Origin of the sequence: Treponema vincentii (assembly GCF_018336815.1) — a bacterium.
GTDB lineage: Bacteria > Spirochaetota > Spirochaetia > Treponematales > Treponemataceae > Treponema.
Genome location: NZ_CP050497.1, coordinates 1,296,454 through 1,313,073, shown reverse-complemented (window position 1 = coordinate 1,313,073; position 16,620 = coordinate 1,296,454). Strand labels below are relative to the sequence as shown.

The window sequence follows — 16,620 nt, the reverse complement described above, 5'->3', positions numbered from 1 at the left end:
CAATACTGCAAATTTTTTTGAAAATATACGGTGCATCTACTTCGTTGCTGCACACAAATTAATCCTCAACGTATCAAAGATACGTCTGCGGTTAATTTGTACTCGCGCCTCGTATCTGTACCGTCTATTTTCAAAAAGCATTTGTTCTACCTAACCTCTTTATTTTACGATTTTGATCTATATTGTCTGATGCAGTTTGCCCTTCCTATAAATTCGACAACCGCAGTCTTTATCAAAAGGCGAGGATTGGCGAATTGCTGCACTTTTGCAACGAAATGAAAAAGTGCAGTCAATAGGCGACGTTTGCGCTTACGCAAACTCGCAGCGTTTTTAGACAATGCCAACTGCATTGTCTAAAATAAGCCTTCTTTAAAATGCAACAGTTGAACAAAGTTTCAACTTTGGAAACTGTTGCATTTGTGCGCGGAACGCGCATACGTCAATACGCGATGTTTGCGTAAGCAAACTCGACGTGTTTTTCAGCGGTACCATTTGTACCGCTGAAAATAAACCTTCTTCTAAAACAAACCGTTCGAAATTTTAAGTAAAATTTCGAACAGAAGGAAGGCAACCGCTAAAAATATTTTTAATGCGGTTGCACTGATACTCTTAGATTTTGAGTTTTTTATACGTTTCTTCGAGCGGGTGCACTGCGCCGCCGAATTTCGGAAAGCTCGGCACGGCATCGCCTGACTTCCGCGGGACAAGGTGTACATGCAGATGGAAAACGGTCTGCCCTGCGCATTGGTTATTTGCATTCAGCATATTGATGCCCTCATACCCGCAGTCAGTTACGCAGTGATTGGCAACTTTTTTTACCGTATCCATTACGTGATGGAGCGTTTCTTCGTCCGCATCCAAGATATTTGTAACATGCTTCTTTGGTACAACGAGCATGTGTCCGTCGACATCTTTTGCAATATCCATAAAGACAATCGTATGTTCATCTTCATAGATTTTCATACACGGAATTTCACCTTTAATAATCTTACAAAAAATACAGTCATCCATCGCTATCTCCTTTTCTTTCCATTTTAAAAGGAAACCTCTTTGCCGTCAATCATACGTCTTTTGAAAATAGACGACACATCTACTGCATCGTCTATTTTCAAAAGGCTTACGGCAAGCTTATTTTTAACAATCAAAGCCTCTTTATTTTGCGGGAATATCCGGAAACCGTCTGATGAAGTTGCTCTCCTTCTGTGTGAAATTTTGTCAAAAATTTCACACATTTTATTTTACCAGAAAGGTAACCTCATCAGACAAATAGAACAAAATCGCAAAATAAAGAGGCTGTGAGACCATTTGAACCGCGAAGAGGTTCAACTCTGGTTGAGCAGCCTCTTTATTTTGCGGGAATATCCGAAGACCGTCTGATGAGGTTACCTTTTACTTGACTGATTTTTTCTTTTGTGTTAGCGTTTTTGCATGAACGACATCACAATGCCGCAATTGTTGCAACAAATTACAAAAAAATATCCGAATATTGCAGCTCAATATTCAAAGAATGAGTACGGCGATTTTATCCCCCTCTCCTACTCCGATGTTTTTGATCGGGTATTGAGTTTTGCAGGCGGTCTTTTATCCCTCGGAATCGCACGAGGGGACAGAGTCGGCCTTATCGCCGATAACCGGAAGGAATGGTATCATGCCAGTATGGGGATTATGGCGATCGGAGCTGCCGATGTTCCGCGCGGCTGTGATGCAACCGAGCAAGATTTAGTACGTATTTTATCCTTTGCTGAATGTACGGCGGCGGTCATAGAAAATCGGGATCAATGTATAAAAATTCTTAAAAATCAGCCGCAGTTCCCGCTGCTTAAAACGCTCATCATTCTTAATCCTTTTGATATTCACGATGAAGAGCTTAAAACAAAGGGCGATATTTCGCACTTCGACATTTACTGTTATGACGAGATTATCGAACGAGGTATGGCATATCGGAAAGCACACCCCAATACGGTTGAACAGGAGCTGGAAAACGGCAGCGATACCGAAATCGCTACGATCATTTTTACCTCCGGTACGACAGGCGAACCTAAGGGCGTTATGCTGACGCATAAGAACTTTATTGTGCAGTTGGATGACCTTAAAACACGGGTTATCCTCTATCCCGGTGAAAAAGCGATCGTGGTTCTGCCGGTATGGCACAGTTTTGAGCGGCTCTGCGAATACGTTATTTTGGCTTCCGCAGCGGGGATGGTGTACTCAAAACCGGTGGGAAGCATCTTGCTTGCGGACATTGCAAAAACCAACCCCGCGCTGTTCCCATCGGTGCCGCGGATATGGGAGTCCGTCTATACCGGTGTTTTTAAGGCGATGAAGCAAGCAGGCGGCATTAAGCAAAAACTGTTTAACTTCTTTGTCGCGGTAGGCTTGTTCCATGCGCACCACGCGCGGAATGTTAAAGGGCTTAATCCTCATTTTGTCTTTTATACAAAAATTACCCGTCCGATTGTTTCCTTTATACCGTATCTTTTCTCTCTGCCGCTCTATGCGCTGGGCAATGCGCTTGTGTTTAAAAAGATTCGCACTAAACTCGGCACCGGCTTCCGGCAAGGGGTTTCAGGCGGAGGGGCGCTGCCACCGAATATCGACGCTTTTTTCTGGGCTATCGGCGTAAGCGTTACCGAAGGCTATGGTTTAACCGAAACGGCGCCGGTTGTGTCGGTGCGCCCGCTCGGACGCCCCGTGTTCGGCACTATCGGGAAGCCGCTGTCGTGTACAACGGTAAAGATTGTCGATGATGACGGGAACGAGCTCCCGGTCGGGCAGCTCGGCACGGTAATGATCCGCGGCACCAGCATTATGAAGGGCTATTACAAGCGGCAGGATTTAACCGATGCGGTCATCGACAAGGATGGCTGGTTCGACAGCGGCGATCTCGGCCTTAAAACACTTGACGGCGAGCTTATCCTGCGCGGCAGAAAAAAAGGATACGATTGTACTGCGCGGCGGCGAAAACATTGAACCGGTACCGATAGAAATGAAGCTGCAAGAATCTCCATTTATCGCGCAAGCCGTAGTCCTCGGGCAGGATCAGCGCTTTTTAGGAGCGCTCATTGTTGCAGACGAAACCGAGGTTAAAAGCTATGCGGCAGAGCAAGGGATACTGGCGGCCTCATTTGAAGAACTGCTGGCAAAACCTGAAATCAAAAAGCTTTTTGAGCAGCAAATTGCCTCGCTGATAAACCATGAAAACGGTTTTAAGCTGTTTGAACGGATTAACCGTTTTACACTCCTTGCAAAACCTTTTGAGGCGGGCGTGGAACTTTCGGCAAAGCAGGACGTAATGCGCTATAAGATCACTACTTTATATAGTAAACAAATCGATACTTTATTCGCCGATTAACATTATAACTCTAGGACAACCGGTCGAATAGTATCAATTTTTCTGCGGGGTTGTTAAAAAAAATGCCCTAATGCGTTTACCCTGATTATATCTCTTTTTTTCCTTGCATTTTTTGCCTATCCGTTTTACACTACAAGGTACAAGGAGTATGCAAATGACGCAGAAGAAAGTTTTTAAAACATTATTTGTTGCATTGGCGGCAGTATTTATGCTGTTCGTATCGTGTAAAACAACCGAGACAGAACACGTTCCAGCGCCCGTACCGATGCAATACAGCGCTATTGAAGCAACAGCGCCTGCTAATCAGGTGGATGTGCTGTTATTCAACGACTTCCACGGTAACGTCGCGGAAGATGCCCGCCCCGGTAAAGGAAAAAATGCCGGTATGGCAAAGCTGCTCGGCTATGTGCACACCGCACAAAGGGAAAACCCGAATACGATTGTCGTAGCGGGCGGCGATAACTACCAAGGTACCGCGATTTCCAATTTGACCTACGGTGCACCGGTTTCCGCAATGATGAAGGCGATGGGCGTAGCTGTTTGTGCAGTCGGCAATCACGAGTTTGACTGGGGCGTAACGCACATGAAGGAATGGCAGAAAGACGGCAATTTTACCTTCTTGGCAGCGAATATCGTCGACAAAAACACCAAAAAGCCTGTCTCGTGGGCAAAGCCGTACGCGATTATTACCAAAGGCGGTTATAAAATTGCGTTTGTCGGTCTAGCTCATCCCGATACGGTAACCCTCACAAAGGCTGAACACGTAAGCGGTTTGGAATTTACCGATCCTGTGAGCGCCGGACAGCAATGGGTTGACTACCTGTTGGCAGGAAAGGCAAAAGAAGGAAAACCGGATGCCATCATCGCATTAACCCACATCGATTCCGATCAGAAGGGGGAAGAAATTACCGGAAAGGCAGTCGCGCTTGCTCAAATTAAGGGATTAAACGCGATATTGTCAGCGCACAGCCATCGTCCGGTACAGGGCGTTGTAGAAGGTATGCCGATTATGCAGGCTTACTGCTACGGACGTGCAGTCGGGAAACTCAGCATCACCTTTGATGAAAATAAAAACATCGCTTCGATTACCCCTGCACTGGATGAAATTTGGAAGCATAAGGATACTATCGTTGAAGATGAGGAAGGTAAAACCGTGTTTGCGAGATACGATGCCGACTTAAAACCGATTTTAGGCGAAGTTATCGGTACTGCTGCTGCCGAGTTTACGCACGAAAGAAAGGATAAGGGCAGCAACACCTTGCTTGGCGTATGGGCTTCCGAAGCTCAGCGGAAAGTCGCAAAAGCAGACGTCTGTATTCAAAACGGTGGAGGATTACGCAGAACGCTTGCGGCGGGAAAGATCACCGTTGGCGATCTGTACGAAATCATGCCGTTTGACAACTACTTGGTAGTATTCGATCTCCCCGGTTCTGAAATCAAAAAGGCAATTGATCACGGTATTATGAACCCGAATATCACCGACGGACAGTTTGCAGGATTAAAGGTTGAATACGACGGTACCAAGCCTTTTGAAAGCAGAGTAACTTCTATCGCATTGGCAGACGGTACTCCGCTCGATATGGATAAAACATATAAGGTTGTTGTCAATGACTTTATGTTTACCGGCGGCGATAAATACGATTTCTCGAAGGCAACGAACGTCGTCGAAACATACGTTCCGATCCGCGACTGCTTAATCGATGAAATTAAAGCGGCAAAAACCATTACGCCGAAAGCTCCGGATTACATCAAAGATATCAGCAAATAAATGGTGCTGTAATCGGCTTATATTAAACCTGTTCAGAAACGGAAGTTTCCGAACAGGTTTATTTTTTAGCGGTTTTCCCCTAGTCTTTCTCTTCCGCTAATTCAAGACTTTCGACCGTCGGTTTGAATACTTTACTGCAAATAATAAAGCAGATAAAGCTAATCGCCAATCCCGGAATGATGGGATCAAGGCCGAAAAGCGAAGTCTTCGTTTGTTCAAGAATAATAACTACAATGCTTCCGGCAATGAGTGAAGCTATAGCGCCGATATTCGAGGCATGCTTCCAGTAGTGCCCCATAACATACGGGAAGAAAGCCCCCGCTGCTCGTAGCGTAAACGAGAACAGCAGTAGTTTAATGATGCTGCCTGTGTTAAACAGGGCGATAAGCATACCGAATATACCGACTATCAGCATGGTGATTTGCGTAACCCGCATAACGTCTTTGTTTGTCGCATTCGGTTTAATATAAATTTTGTAAATATCGTTTCCGAATATGGAACCGGCGCCTAGCAAGTCTGAGTCGGCGCTCGACATCGTTGCAGAAATAATACCGGAAAAGAGAAGTCCTACAATCAATGCAGGCATTGTCGCCATTGCTAAATGCGGCAGCGCGTATTTTGGACCTTGGCTCAGTATGATATCTCCGTCTATTTTTTTCATATTGATAAGCGCCAACGTAATGATACCGAGAAGCGTTGGAATAAAGGCATATACAAAGTTCAGTATTGCAGAAATAATTGACCCTTGTACGGCAGCTTTTTCATCACGAGCAGCATAATAGCGCGAGACCGCTTCTTGCCCAACCGAAAACGATGCAATATACATAACGATCATTGAAATAATTGCACCGATACCGATACCTTTAAACGGATTGAATGTGTCGGGCGGAACATTTGCTACGACCGCCTGCATACCGCCTGCAAGATTCAGGGAGAACGGCAGTGCAAGCGCCATACCGAGAATAATCAAAAACACCTGCACAAAGTCAGTAATGGTAACGCTCCATAGACCGCCCATAATCGAATATGCGGTAACAACAATGGCAACGATAATGACCGCTACGGGATAATTGATATTCAGCATAAAAGATACGATTGTTGCCGAAGCGATAAACTGTGAGGCCGTTAAACCGATCAGCGGTAAAATCATAATAATTGCTGTAATCAGCCCAGCCGAACCGCTGTACCGGCGTCTAAAATATTCAGGTACGGTTTTAACCATTGTCCGGCGCAAACGGGGTGCAAATACTGCAAGCACAATATAGGCAATACCCATCGTTGCAACGTACCAAAACGCACTCAAGCCCCAGTTGGTGAAGGACTTTTCGGCGACACCGAGTGAGCTCCCTCCACCAATTTCTGTAGCAGTCAATGTTCCTGCCATTAAAATCGGTCCGAGCCGCCTTCCGGCTACCATAAAATCTTCGTTCGTTTTAATCTTTTTTGAAGACACCCAACCGATAAAAAGCATCAATAAAAGATAGGCGACGACAATGACCAATACCATCGTATTCATGGTTCCTCCTATTATGGGCATCTCTACAAGTCAACTAAAATTTTCGAAATCCCATAGATACATACTACTATAGTTTTTTATAATTCGCCACTTTTGGTTTTCACATATTCCGAAACAAAAATAATTTGACAAGCTTAGAGAAATGGCTTATGTTTATCAAAACAGACGATAAGGAGGTAAGGCAAATGCTAGCACAGGGAAATCCGGTAATGACGAAGGCAAATCGAGTGATGGATATCTTTTATCTGGATGAGCAAGAACGTAAGCGGTATGAGGCAGCGTGGGAATATGAGAGCGACCGGCTATCAATGATAAGCGAATCTGAACGGAAAGGTCTTGAACGAGGTAGAGCTGAAGGCGAAGCACACGGCGCTCATCAAAAAGCACTCGAAACGGCAAAAACGATGCTTACTATGGGCTATCCGCTCAGTGATATTTGCAAAATTGCCGGACTCTCCCTCGCCGAAGTAGAATCACTTAACTAATAGGTAATCAGCCGATTATAGTATACAATTGCTATAACCGGCATTATATTTTGTAGAGCGATTATCCCAACATTATGAGGAAAACGAATATTTACTTAAAGGCTAAAAAAATCTTACTTCTGGCGCTTGCCTGCCTATCCGTATGTATTCAGCTTTATGCGCAAGATACTACAAAAAATGCAAGCGCCGAAACGGATGCGAAAGATAAGGGCTTGGCGGAGTATTACGATACGCAACTTAACCTGCCGAAGAATCAGGTAGTAAAAGCGCGGGTTATCGAGATTGTCTATGATGACCTTGCGGAAAGTAGGCCGGATGTTCCGATTGAATCCGACTTCCGGTATCAGCATTTAAAAATAGAAATTTTAACCGGCAAGCATAAGGGCGAAGTGTATACCGTTCGAAACACTATTGAACTGGCAATTCCGTACCGGCTTATCTTCCGGCTCCATGAAAAAATGATACTGCAGGTGGACGAAGATGAAGAAACCGGAAAGATAATAAACTTAAAAATCTATGAGCGTGCACGGGACACAAAAGTCTATGCACTCATCGTACTCTTTGCAGCGGCGCTTATTATCGTCGGCAAAAAAAACGGTCTCAAAGCATTGATTACGCTCGGCATTACCGTAGGCCTTATTTTCGGTATTTTTCTCCCGTGCATTATACGGGGTTTTAATCCGATCTTATTGGCGCTTGCCGTATGCAGTTCCGCAACGGTTATCACGCTGCTGATCATCAGCGGCAACAATAAAAAAACATATACGGCTATCATAGGTACAATCGGCGGGGTTATCATCGCAGGGATATTCGCATTTATTGCCGGTAAGATACTTATGCTGACAGGGCTTGGAAACGAGGACGCGCAAATGCTTGCCTTTATACCGCAGCACCGTAGGATTGACTATCAGGGGTTGTTGTTTGCAGGTATTATGATCGGTGCGCTCGGCGCGGTGATGGATGTGGCAATGTCCATCTCATCGGCAATGTGGGAGATTATTTCCGTAAGCCCCGACATATCAAAAAAGCAACTGATAAAATCCGGTATGAATATCGGCCGAGACATTATCGGCTCAATGTCGAACACACTGATTTTAGCGTACGTCAGCACCTCCATTCCGGTACTGCTGCTGTTTATTCTATTCTCCAACGGATTTACCGAAATTATCAACCTCGAACTTTTAGCCTCTGAGGTACTGCGCGCAGTTGCCGGAAGCATCGGGCTTATCTGCACCATCCCGATTACGGTGCGCCTTGTAGGGAGATTTCATCGTAAATTGTAATGAGGGAATAAGGTATAAAACAGTTATTTTTTAAATAAATCGCTGTGAGTGCCGGTTCTCGTTAACTCAAGAATGAGCGAATCTTCGATTATTCTATAAATCAATATCCAATCAGGACGGATATGACAGTCGCAGTAATTTCTCCACTCACCGGAAAGCGAGTGATCTTTGTATATCCGAGGCAACGGTTCTCCCGTTTTTAACAAGTCGATTACTTTTTCAAGCTCTTTTGGATTATAGCCTCGCTTAACGGCAAGCTTATAATCTTTTTTAAATTGAGCTGTATATCGGACATTACGCATTTAAAGCATCCATCAATTCTTGGGTAGATATATAGAGAGGGCTTAAGTTTTTTCCCTCTTGAGATTCTTTTAATATCTGTGCAGTTTGCTCATTGGGAATTTCGTCATAGTCGGTAAAGATTTCAATATCTTTTTTAAACGGTAAGAGGCTCTCTAATACCTGCAAAAAACGCTCATCTGCATTTTTTAACGTAATAGTCATAATTGCCGGTCTCCTTTAACATAACTATATACTATTTATCGATAATAGAAAATAGAACATATCCCTCGTAATGCGGTTACCTCCCCGTATTTTCCACAAGACGCAAAAGCGCCGAGCCGAATTTTTCTGCTTTTATTTCGCCGATACCGAATACGTTTAGCAATTCACGTACCGTGCGCGGCTTTTTGAGGATGAGGTCTTCGATTGTTCTATCGCCGAATATAACGTAGGGTGGAACATTTTCTTCTTCGGCGGCATGTCTGCGCCAGTCTTTTATCGCTTCATACAAGCCTGCATCATCAGCACTCAAGTTGCGCAAAAATTCGCCTCGTTTATATTCTCCTTTTTTATGTGCGATACCGTTCTTTTTAGAGTCAATGCCGGCCTTTTTAGATTCTGCCTGATTCATCCCACTCTGCCCAATAAGATCGACCGGAAGTTCGATTTTTGCGCGGGATGCAAGCGTCCGTTTACCGTTCTCGGTTATGATGAGCACATTGTAATCACCGGTTTTTTCGATAAGTCCCGCATAGATGAGCGCATCGGACAGCGCAAACCAATCCTCTTTTGAAAGCTCCCGCCCGATTCCCCATGTTGACAGTTTATCATGTCCGTTTTCGAGAATCCGCTTTTGCTTTGAGCCGAGCAGCACATCGACAATATACAAAAGCCCGAACCGCGATTGCGTGCGGTAAATGCAGCTCATAAATTTTTGCGCTGGAATGGTAACATCTGTCAGCGGAGACGGCGGCGCGGAACACACATCGCAGCATGGAAAAGAACCAGTCTGTCCGCCAACGTTTTCGGATTCACCTCCGATGTGTTCCGGTTCTACGTCAGGGTTTTCGGGTTTCCCGTTAGCTGCCGCCGGAACAAACCGCTCTCCAAAATACGACAACAGGAAATGACGGCGGCATGTCCGCGCCGAGGCAAAGTTGAGCATTGCCTGCAAGAGCCGTTCGGAGTGAGCGCTATCCGCAGCCTCTTCAAAGAATAAACGTATCTTCCGAGCATCGCCTGCGCTATATAAAAGCAGGGCGTGGGAGGCAAGTCCGTCGCGCCCAGCACGTCCAATCTCCTGATAATATTCTTCGAGCGATTTCGGTAAATCATAATGGATAACAAAGCGGACGTTCGGTTTATCAATTCCCATACCGAATGCAACCGTTGCAACCATAATCCGTACCTTGTCGCGGATAAATTGCTGTTGATGATTTCTTCGCTCTTCGTCGGAAAGCCCTGCGTGATAATTGAGCGCCGAGTAGCCGGAAGCCGTCAGCTGTTCGGTGAGCGTATCAACTTGCTTGCGCGAAAAACAATAAATGATTCCGCTTTCACCGCTGTGTTGTTCAAGGCAGTCTATAACCTCGCGTAGCGCATTTCGCTTGGGACGCACTTCAAGAAAAATATTTGCGCGGTTAAAACCGGCGACAAAAACTTCCGGCGTTTTCATACGGAGATTTGACGCAATATCTTCCTGCACCTGTGCTGTTGCAGTTGCCGTAAGCGCAAGACAAACCGCATCTCTAAACTGCACACGAACATTTGCAATCTCCAAATAGCCGGGGCGGAAGTCGTGCCCCCACTCGCTAATGCAATGAGCTTCGTCAATGGTAATGCAGCTAACCGGTAGGCTTGCATCATGCAGTATAGACTGCGTGCGCTCCGCCGTAAGCGCTTCCGGAGAAAGGTATACCAGTTTAATACTCCCCGATTTAATACGCTGCACCGCATCGAGATACTCGCCCCATTCAAGCGAGCTATTCAAAAAAACTGCACTCACACCGTTTTCTACGAGGGAAGCAACTTGATCCTGCATGAGTGAAATGAGCGGAGAAACAACAAGCGTAATACCGCCGAACAAAAGCGCAGGGATTTGATAGCACAACGATTTTCCGCCGCCGGTCGGCATAACAGCAAGCGTATCACGCCCCGACAGCACGGAGGCAATCACTTCCTTTTGCATAGGACGGAACTCATTGTAACCGAATGTTGTTTTAAGCACAGTATGAGCGTGTTTTAGCAGTTCATCGTGTTTTTCCATAAAGCGATTATATCTATTCCATGCGGCTTGCAGAAGAGATTGACTTGACGCATCTTAGATATTTCCTTATCTTCATTGTAAATAAAGACTAACAGATATCTCTTATCGCTTCCGGAAATAAGAAACTACAGTCTTTATACGGAGGACACCTATGGAAATGAAACGCCATTTAGATTCAGTAAATGATGCAAAGATAAAAACGGTTCTTCAGCTGAAGAATGACTATAACGCAGGCAAAATCAGCTTGACGGATGCTAAACGGATATTAAAGGAAAAAGTCGGTTCCTTAAAACCGTACGAGATCGCCCTCGCAGAGCAGGAACTTAAAGAGTTTGACGAAAATGAATGCCAAAAAGAAGACATTCAAAAGATGCTTGAGCTTTTTGAGGACATTATGGATACGAGCCGCCCCGACTTACCCGACGATCATCCTATCATGTGCTATTACCGTGAAAACGATGCACTGAAAAAAATCCTATTGGAAATTGAAGACCTCGTTCAATATCCGCTTATCAAAAATCAGTGGCTCGGCATATATGACCGGCTGGATCAGTTCAGAATACACCTGTCCCGCAAACAAAATCAGCTCTATTCCATTTTGGAAAAAAAAGGCTTTGACCGACCTACGACAACAATGTGGACGCTGGATAATTTTATCCGAGATGAAATCCGTGATGCGCGAAAATTACTTGAAGACGATGCCGACGATCAATTTATTGCGGTGCAATCTTCGATTGTTGCCGATGTACGCGACTTACTGCAAAAAGAAGAAGCAATTTTGTATCCTACTTCGCTTGCGATGATCAATGAAAAAGAATTTGAAGAGATGAAATCGGGAGACAAAGAAATCGGCTTTGCGTGGATAAACGACAGCGGAGCACATAGTTCAACGGCTAAAAACAATTCCGCACAAACGGCACACGATACGCAAACGCAGGGCTCTACCGGCACTGCTTCTTCCTTAACGGAGGATTTAGCGGCAGTATTACGCAAGCACGGTTTAAATGTCGGCAGTGAAACCAGTTCAGTTTTTGACGTGGCAACCGGTAAGTTGACACTCGAACAAATCAATTTGATTTACCGGCACCTACCGGTCGATCTTTCGTATGTAGACGAAAATGAAATGGTCTGCTTTTATTCCGATACGGAGCACCGCGTATTTCCGCGCAGCAAAAATGTCATCGGGCGGAATGTTAAAAACTGCCACCCGCGGGCAAGCGTGCATATCGTCGAAGAGATTATTGAAAAGTTCCGATCGGGCGAACAGGACTCTGCGGAATTCTGGATCAATAAACCCGGCATCTTTATCTACATCCTGTATACGGCAGTCCGCGACGAACAAGGCAAATTTCGCGGCATTCTCGAAATGATGCAGGACTGCACGCATATCCGCAGCCTAACCGATTCGCAAACACTGCTGACGTGGAAAAAAAGCGGCGAAATAAATGGCCAAACTGTTATCCAAGAAAACTCAAATGAATCTCATAACGGTGGTGCCGCCGATGCGAAATGCGCAGCCGGTACGTCACATACACAGAGTTCCGAATCTCCGCAGCGGGATAAAAAACTTTCCGCAGCGGATATTACCGCCGATACGCTTTTAAAAGATATCTTTGAAGATTATCCTGCGTTAAAGGATCAAATGGAAGAAATCAGTCCCAAGTTTAAAATGCTGAAAACACCGCTTGCACGGATCATGCTGCCGAAAGCGACAATTAAGATTGCAAGCGAACGCGCCGGCGTCGAGCTGAATACTTTAATTGCAGAAATAAAAAAACGGATACAAAAATAAGCGTGTAAAAAACGCCTCTTGAGTAATTATGAGGTCTAATTACTCAAGAGGAAAATCGGAGGACAAAGCTCGCCTCTTATATTTTAAACTTAGATACTTCCTGCGCTAAATTCTCAATACTTCGTTTGTTTTTATTGGTGATTTCTTTTACACCTTGAATTGCATTATTGATTTGCACTGCCGCGGCCGCCATTTCTTTCATACTCGCAGCGATTGTGTTTGTAAGCCCGTCGAGTTTTTGCATTTCGTGCGCAACCCCTTCTCCACCTTTCAGCATATCGCCTGATCCGGCTTCCACTTCAACGGTTACCTCGCTGATATTTTTAATTGCCTCCAATACTTCGCGGCTTCCGTTTTCCTGTTCCCTCATCGACTCAGTTAAACGGGTACTCATATTTTTTACCTGATCGGAAAGCGTAAAAATAGTAGCAAATTTTTCGCCGGCAACTTTTGAAGAAGTAGAAAGTCCTTCGATTTCTACAGTCAACGTTTTAAGCGTTGCGGTAATTGTTTTACCCTGCGCGGCGGAATCTTCTGCAAGTTTGCGTATTTCGTCGGCAACAACCGCAAACCCCTTTCCAGCCTCACCGGCATGAGCTGCTTCGATAGCGGCATTCATTGCAAGCAAGTTCGTTTGAGATGCGATATGTTGAATCACACTTGATGCTTCCATCAAGCTGCCTGACTCTTCGGCAATTTTTTGAGTAACGGTACCGGTATTCACGATGATTTCCCGTCCGTCGGCGGTTGCTTCCGCAAGCGTTTTAATAACCCCGTCCGTTTGTTCAAGCGTATCGGTAATCGATGCGATATTGGCGACCATCTCTTCTATAGCGGAAGAAGAAATAGATACGCTTGCCGACTGGCTTTCTATGCGGGTATTTAATTGCCGTATCGTCTTGATAATTTCTTCAACCGTTGCAGCCGTTTCTCCGACGCTTGCAGTCTGCGTCAACGCTTGCTGTTTTACGCCGTCAATATTCTCATTTATCTTATGGACAGCTTGTGCAGTCTCGCTCATATTCTGAGCAAGTTCATCGCCGATTGACCGCATTATTCCGGCATTGTTGTCGATAGATTGTATGGCGGTTCTAATCTTTTTAATCGTCTCATTAAAATATTCGGATAGCCGCGTTACCTCATCATTCCCGATGAGAGGAAGCTGCACTGTAAGATCGCCTTCTCCTTGCGAAATATCTTTCAACGCATTAACAGCTGTCTGAACGGGGGCAACCATCTTCGCTGCAATAAAAAATATAATTGTCAGTGTTACAGCCAATATGATAATACTGATGATAATGACCATTTTACGAAAATCCGTAATTACACCGAGGAACTCTTCTGCCGGAGCGGCAATAATAATTATCCACTGCGTACGCGGCATTTTCGTATAGGCTGCTATATGTTTTTTACCGTCATAAGTATAATAACCGATACCGTCGGAAGAATCCGAAACAGCTTGCCGCTGAAATTCTGCGATGGATGCAAAGGAACTATCTGTCTTTGCCAATTCCTGTGTATTTTGTTGCTCCTCCACAATTGACGTATCCTTATGCGCAATAGTTGTTCCATCTTTCCCTAAAATATGGCAATTTCCCGTTTTGCCGATTTTGATTTCGGATATGGTATCGCAAATAACGGTTCCGCCCAACCCAGCACCCAAAACAGCAACAACGTTATCATCGTTATCTAACAGCGGAACGGCTAAAATGACTTCCAGTTTTTTAGTGTGCGGCGAAATGTGAGGCTCGGTGATAAAAGGCTTCCCGTCCACCGCACTCTTATACCAGTCCGTATCCCCAACAAAAGTAACCGTACCGTCGGCATAATAGCTATTTCCCTTGGTATCACATATATTAAAAAAATTGAGGCTGTCGGCATAGTCGATATCGTTACGTACGATTCGCGTCTTTTCCGTAAAAGATACCGAAGGATCCTTCATTGCCGTATTGTGCATAAATCCACTTAAGAAACTGAAATCCACTTGAATATCACTATTAATGAACGAAGCAATATCGTTTACTTTATCGATAAGATGCGCATTAACCCGTGCCGTAAGCGCGCGCTGCGCAGTATACCGCGCTAACGAACCTTGTATAACACCGGCTACCGTAATCAATGTTCCAAAAATAATAAGCAGTTTTTTACGAATAGAAAAAATTTTCTTTTCCCGCATAAAAAGAAGTACCTCCACACGAATAATATAACTACTATATCTAAGTTTAATGGAGATGACAATACATATTCGATATCAGGATAAACGCACCATGCCGTTTTTTAGTAACCCCGCAGAAGCAATGGGGTTGTTCAAACAGAACTGCCAAGGAGGGTAGTGGTTCCATACAGCAGCGATGTTTTGTGCAGGCACAAAACTCGCCTTCAACTGTTGTACACGGATGTACAACAGTTGAAGATGGTTCAAATGGTCTCACAACCCCATTGCTTCTGCGCTTTTTATCTACTCTACCTGATGCGTTTATCCTTCTTAAAAAAAATAGCACAAAATTTTATGCAAAATTTTGTGCAAACGGAAGGTAACCGCATCAGATAGTTTTAAGCGTTTACCTTATATTCGACAGATAAAAGATGATTGGATTTATTGCCGTATCGGAGTATAATGAACTTACTCGACACAAGGAATATTTATGGAAAACTTTAATGCACTGTATTATCAAAAACCGTATATCAAAGAATTCGATGCAACGGTAACTGCTTGTTTAAAAACCGAGAGAGGGTATGAGATAGAACTGTCGGATACGGCATTTTATCCCGAAGGGGGCGGACAGCCCGGCGACAGGGGCAGCCTTATTGCGGAAGGACAACCTGAGAAGACTGTCCGAATATCGGATACGCAATTTGCAGGTGAACGCATCGTGCATATTGCCGACGGAGAACTTACCGTAGGAACAAAGGTTCAGGGAGTATTGGACTGGATAAACCGCTGCGACAATATGCAAGGACATTCGGGCGAGCATATCCTTACCGGCATCCTCGCACAAACCTACGGGTACGAAAACGTCGGTTTCCACATGGGGGAAAGTTTTATCACCATCGACTTTAGCGGTCCGTTGACCGACGAGCAGGTACTCGATGCGGAACAGCGTGCCAATGAAATTGTCCGTGCAAATCTTCCGATTCAAGAAAGCTTTCCGAACGATGAAGAACGTAAGACAATGCAATACCGCAGCAAGAAAGAACTTTCGGGTACCGTACGCATTATCACCATTCCGGGACTTGATGCCTGCGCCTGCTGCGGCACGCATGTTACAGCAACCGGCGAGATCGGTTTGATTAAAATCCTCAACTTTACAAACCGCAAAAAGGGCGTCCGTTTGGAAGTGCTCTGCGGCAGAAAGGCGGTGCTGGCGTATGAACAAGAGATGGCGCAAGTACGGGCTATCTCCCGCTGCTTATCGGCAAAGCCCTCCGAAGTGCATGAAGCGGTGGAAAAATTAAATGCCGAAAAAGGAAAACTACAGCAACTGCTGCACGAGATGACTGAAAAATATCTAAAACAGAAAGCGGAGTCGGCGGCAAATACTGAGGGCGCGCCTCTTTATTTTGAAGATAATCTCAGTATCGAATATCTACGCTCGTTCTGCAATCTGCTTCTAGCAACAGGAAAAATGCACACTTGCGCAGCATTATCAGCGGTTGCCGTTGAACCGGAAGGACTACAACCGGCAGCATACAATTACGTCATCGTCAGCAATGCCATCGATTTAAAACCGCACATAAAAACATTAAACCAACAGCTCAACGGCCGCGGCGGCGGAAGCAGTTCTGCCATTCAAGGAACGTATTTTGCGGGGAAGGAGCTTATTGAGGAAACACTTACCGGCTTGTTGAGCAGGGCACGAGGATAGTATCCTGTAT

The 16,620-nt window shown here is 44.9% G+C and carries 11 protein-coding genes and 1 pseudogene; 6 read left to right on the top strand and 6 right to left on the bottom strand.

Annotated elements, in window-relative coordinates; translation table 11 throughout:
- Positions 1-609: 609 nt before the first annotated feature.
- Complete coding sequence (locus tag GWP40_RS05985) at positions 610-1,011, bottom strand: HIT family protein (RefSeq protein ID WP_212566461.1); 402 nt, start codon at positions 1,009-1,011, stop codon at positions 610-612.
- Positions 1,012-1,428: 417 nt separating this feature from the next.
- On the opposite strand from GWP40_RS05985, the pseudogene GWP40_RS05980 reads away from it, so the two are divergent.
- Positions 1,429-3,352, top strand: a pseudogene (locus GWP40_RS05980) (AMP-dependent synthetase/ligase).
- Positions 3,353-3,560: 208 nt separating this feature from the next.
- Positions 3,561-5,120, top strand: coding sequence for a 5'-nucleotidase C-terminal domain-containing protein (locus GWP40_RS05975; protein ID WP_330997241.1), 1,560 nt, complete (start codon positions 3,561-3,563; stop codon positions 5,118-5,120).
- Between the two features lie 79 nt (positions 5,121-5,199).
- Here GWP40_RS05975 and GWP40_RS05970 read toward each other — a convergent pair whose 3' ends face one another.
- The gene (locus GWP40_RS05970) at positions 5,200-6,636 is read right to left on the bottom strand and encodes a sodium:solute symporter family protein (protein WP_212566459.1); all 1,437 of its coding nucleotides are present in this window, start codon (positions 6,634-6,636) and stop codon (positions 5,200-5,202) included.
- A 104-nt stretch (positions 6,637-6,740) separates the two neighbouring features.
- Between GWP40_RS05970 and GWP40_RS05965 the strand changes: the two genes are divergently transcribed.
- Together GWP40_RS05965 and GWP40_RS05960 are read left to right on the top strand one after the other, a co-directional pair.
- Complete coding sequence (locus GWP40_RS05965) at positions 6,741-7,121, top strand: Rpn family recombination-promoting nuclease/putative transposase (protein ID WP_414162768.1); 381 nt, start codon at positions 6,741-6,743, stop codon at positions 7,119-7,121.
- A 74-nt stretch (positions 7,122-7,195) separates the two neighbouring features.
- The gene (locus tag GWP40_RS05960; protein WP_230974640.1) at positions 7,196-8,404 is read left to right on the top strand and encodes a YibE/F family protein; all 1,209 of its coding nucleotides are present in this window, start codon (positions 7,196-7,198) and stop codon (positions 8,402-8,404) included.
- Positions 8,405-8,427: 23 nt separating this feature from the next.
- Here GWP40_RS05960 and GWP40_RS05955 read toward each other — a convergent pair whose 3' ends face one another.
- From GWP40_RS05955 to GWP40_RS05945, 3 genes are all read right to left on the bottom strand, one after another.
- Positions 8,428-8,706, bottom strand: a complete 279-nt coding sequence (locus GWP40_RS05955) for a type II toxin-antitoxin system YafQ family toxin (RefSeq protein ID WP_212566458.1) — start codon at positions 8,704-8,706, stop codon at positions 8,428-8,430.
- Positions 8,699-8,908, bottom strand: coding sequence for a hypothetical protein (locus GWP40_RS05950; RefSeq protein WP_212566457.1), 210 nt, complete (start codon positions 8,906-8,908; stop codon positions 8,699-8,701). The genes GWP40_RS05955 and GWP40_RS05950 overlap by 8 nt, the downstream gene beginning before the upstream one ends.
- A gap of 76 nt (positions 8,909-8,984) precedes the next feature.
- Positions 8,985-10,952, bottom strand: coding sequence for a RecQ family ATP-dependent DNA helicase (locus tag GWP40_RS05945; protein ID WP_212566456.1), 1,968 nt, complete (start codon positions 10,950-10,952; stop codon positions 8,985-8,987).
- 151 nt (positions 10,953-11,103) lie between these two features.
- Here GWP40_RS05945 and GWP40_RS05940 point away from each other — a divergent pair, with 151 nt between their 5' ends.
- Positions 11,104-12,744, top strand: a complete 1,641-nt coding sequence (locus tag GWP40_RS05940; RefSeq protein ID WP_212566455.1) for a PAS domain-containing protein — start codon at positions 11,104-11,106, stop codon at positions 12,742-12,744.
- A 76-nt stretch (positions 12,745-12,820) separates the two neighbouring features.
- Here GWP40_RS05940 and GWP40_RS05935 read toward each other — a convergent pair whose 3' ends face one another.
- Positions 12,821-14,920: a methyl-accepting chemotaxis protein gene (locus GWP40_RS05935; RefSeq protein WP_212566454.1), complete on the bottom strand. Its 2,100-nt coding sequence runs from the start codon at positions 14,918-14,920 to the stop codon at positions 12,821-12,823.
- A 469-nt stretch (positions 14,921-15,389) separates the two neighbouring features.
- Here GWP40_RS05935 and GWP40_RS05930 point away from each other — a divergent pair, with 469 nt between their 5' ends.
- Positions 15,390-16,610, top strand: coding sequence for an alanyl-tRNA editing protein (locus tag GWP40_RS05930; protein WP_212566453.1), 1,221 nt, complete (start codon positions 15,390-15,392; stop codon positions 16,608-16,610).
- The last annotated feature ends 10 nt before the right edge of the window (positions 16,611-16,620 follow it).